This window comes from Gluconacetobacter aggeris (genome assembly GCF_014174395.1).
GTDB lineage: Bacteria > Pseudomonadota > Alphaproteobacteria > Acetobacterales > Acetobacteraceae > Gluconacetobacter > Gluconacetobacter aggeris.
In genome coordinates, this window is the sequence record NZ_JABEQD010000035.1 from 1 (window position 1) to 2,196 (window position 2,196).

Genomic DNA, 2,196 nt, shown 5'->3' on the forward strand with positions numbered 1-2,196 from the left:
GCCTCTGGCCTGCCGGCTGCGCAATACCAGTCATGGGAACAGCAGTTCAGCCAGGGCTTCGACCCGCGCGCGTTCCAGATGCTGCGCATGACGCCGACCGAGCGAGAGAAAATGCTCAAAGGCATGCGCGAGACCGGGCAACTCGATATCTTCAAGAAGAACTACAACACAATGGCCGCCGCCGGGCTGGTGCCGAGTGGCCGATGATCTGGATGCGCATTACGAGCGCGCTGGCCAGTATTGGGGCGTAGATCCCGATATTCTGCGCGCCGTCCACCAGGTGGAGGACCCGTCGGGCGATCCGGCAGCGCGAAGCCGGGCCGGTGCGGTAGGCCACATGCAGATCATGCCCGCCACAGCCCATGCCATCGGCATCGACCCGCATGATCCGGTCCAGTCGATCTACGGCGGCGCGCGGGTGCTCCGAGAGAACATGGACCGCTACGGAAACCTTCCCGATGCCCTGCGCGCCTACAACGGCGGCACGGACCGGTCGAAATGGGGAAACGACGAGACCATGACTTATCCGCACAAGGTGGCCGACCGGTATGCTGCGCTCAAGGCTCCGGGCGATGATCCCTTTGCCGGGCCGGGAACGGAGGCGCGGCCCAGCACATCCGGTCCGCAACCGGCGCCCAACCGTGATGCCTTCAGCAGCATGTTCGGTGCTGACCATGATGCCAGTTCGTCTCAAGCGGCGAAGGAAAGCGCCTTTGACAGCGTATTTGGACATGAGATGTCCTCGTCCATCCCTCAGGCAGCGCATGCGCATCAGGGAACATGGTACGGGAATATGGTCCAGTTCGCGCGAGACGTGGACCATGCGGCACGCAACCAGTTTCTGAGAACGGGCGTCGAGGCGATCGACGATATTCCAGGTGTGCATGGGTTTCTAAAGGGGACGGCACTTGATCTGTCTGCGCGGCACGCCGGGCTGGACCGAGAAGACCAGGCGACCGCCAGCCGGGATGCCACGGGCGCTACGGCGAACGAGGCCGGCCGCTTTCTGTCGAATGCCCTCATGGCGGGGGCTGCGACAGAACTGGGCATGGGCGCAATTGGTGCCGGCGGTGGTGCATTGGCCCGCGCCGCGGGAGGCCCTGCGGGGCGCGCTATCCAGGCCGGAACGAATGCTTTGACGGGTGCTGGTGGGCGCCTGACGCATGCGACCAGCGGTGCGGCGCAGGGCTACGCGGTGAATGCACTTGCCGGCGGAGACCCCGTGACTGGGGCCGCGCTCGGCGGCGCGTTGGGAGTAGGGCTACCGCTTGCCGCGCGCGGGGTCCAGGCCATTGCGGACAAGGCATCCAAGGCTGGGGCACGAATAATCAATCATCTTGCGCCAGACGAGATACCTGCCGCGACAGGCGAAGGTGTCGCAGCTCGGGGGCCGACTGATGGAACGGTCCCGAGTGATGCAGTAGGGCCATCGGGCGACATGCCGAACAGCGGGGCTTCCCCGTCTGGGCCGCCCCCCGAGGCGATCAAGTTGGGCATCTTCAGCTCTCCGAAGGATGCTGAGAAGCTCGCGGATACCATCTGGAATCATTACCAGCAGGGCGGCCCGGTCGCGCTGGTCAGGTCCAAGATTCCCGGCGTGCAGCTTACGGCGTCGCAGGCCTCGGGGAATCCTGGCCTGGCACTGGCCGAGCGGAATCGGCGCGCGAACAATCCCAACCCTTTCACAGCCCTGGATCAGCAGAACACCGAAGCGCGCAATGCCTTCGCGCGCGACGTGATCGGCACGGAAGACCAGCTACAGGCAGCCGAGGCAGCTCGCTCAGCAGCAGAGGCTGGGAATAGAGAGCAGGCATTCGGCAATCAGCAGCCGGTCGATGTGACGGCCGTTCGTCAGCACCTCGCTCGTCTGATCGATGATAACAAGGGGCGCGAAACCGTGCAGGCCCCTCTTATTCGCGTGCTGAAGCAGGTGAATGCCGTTGCGGGCGAGGATGGGACGGCAATGCCGGATCGTCTTTGGAATGTCCGGAAGTACCTGGGGGATATTGTATCGCCGGCAGCACGCGGGACTGACCAAAGCGGTCATGCGGCAGCGGCGCAATTGCTCGAATTGAAGCCGACGATCGTCGACACGATTGAAAAGGGCGCGCCGGGCTTCAAGAATTATTCTGCTCTTTATGAACAGATGTCTCGGCCGATCGACGCCATGCGGTTCCTGCAATCGCGCAATCTGAC

At 63.9% G+C, this 2,196-nt stretch carries 2 protein-coding genes; both read left to right on the forward strand.

Annotated features, from left to right (window positions below; translation table 11 throughout):
* Positions 1-207, forward strand: a 207-nt coding sequence (locus HLH36_RS19355) for a hypothetical protein (RefSeq protein WP_182987910.1), incomplete at its 5' end; no start/stop codon positions are given.
* Positions 197-2,196, forward strand: a 2,000-nt coding sequence (locus tag HLH36_RS19360; protein WP_182987911.1) for a transglycosylase SLT domain-containing protein, incomplete at its 3' end; no start/stop codon positions are given. The genes HLH36_RS19355 and HLH36_RS19360, both read left to right, overlap by 11 nt.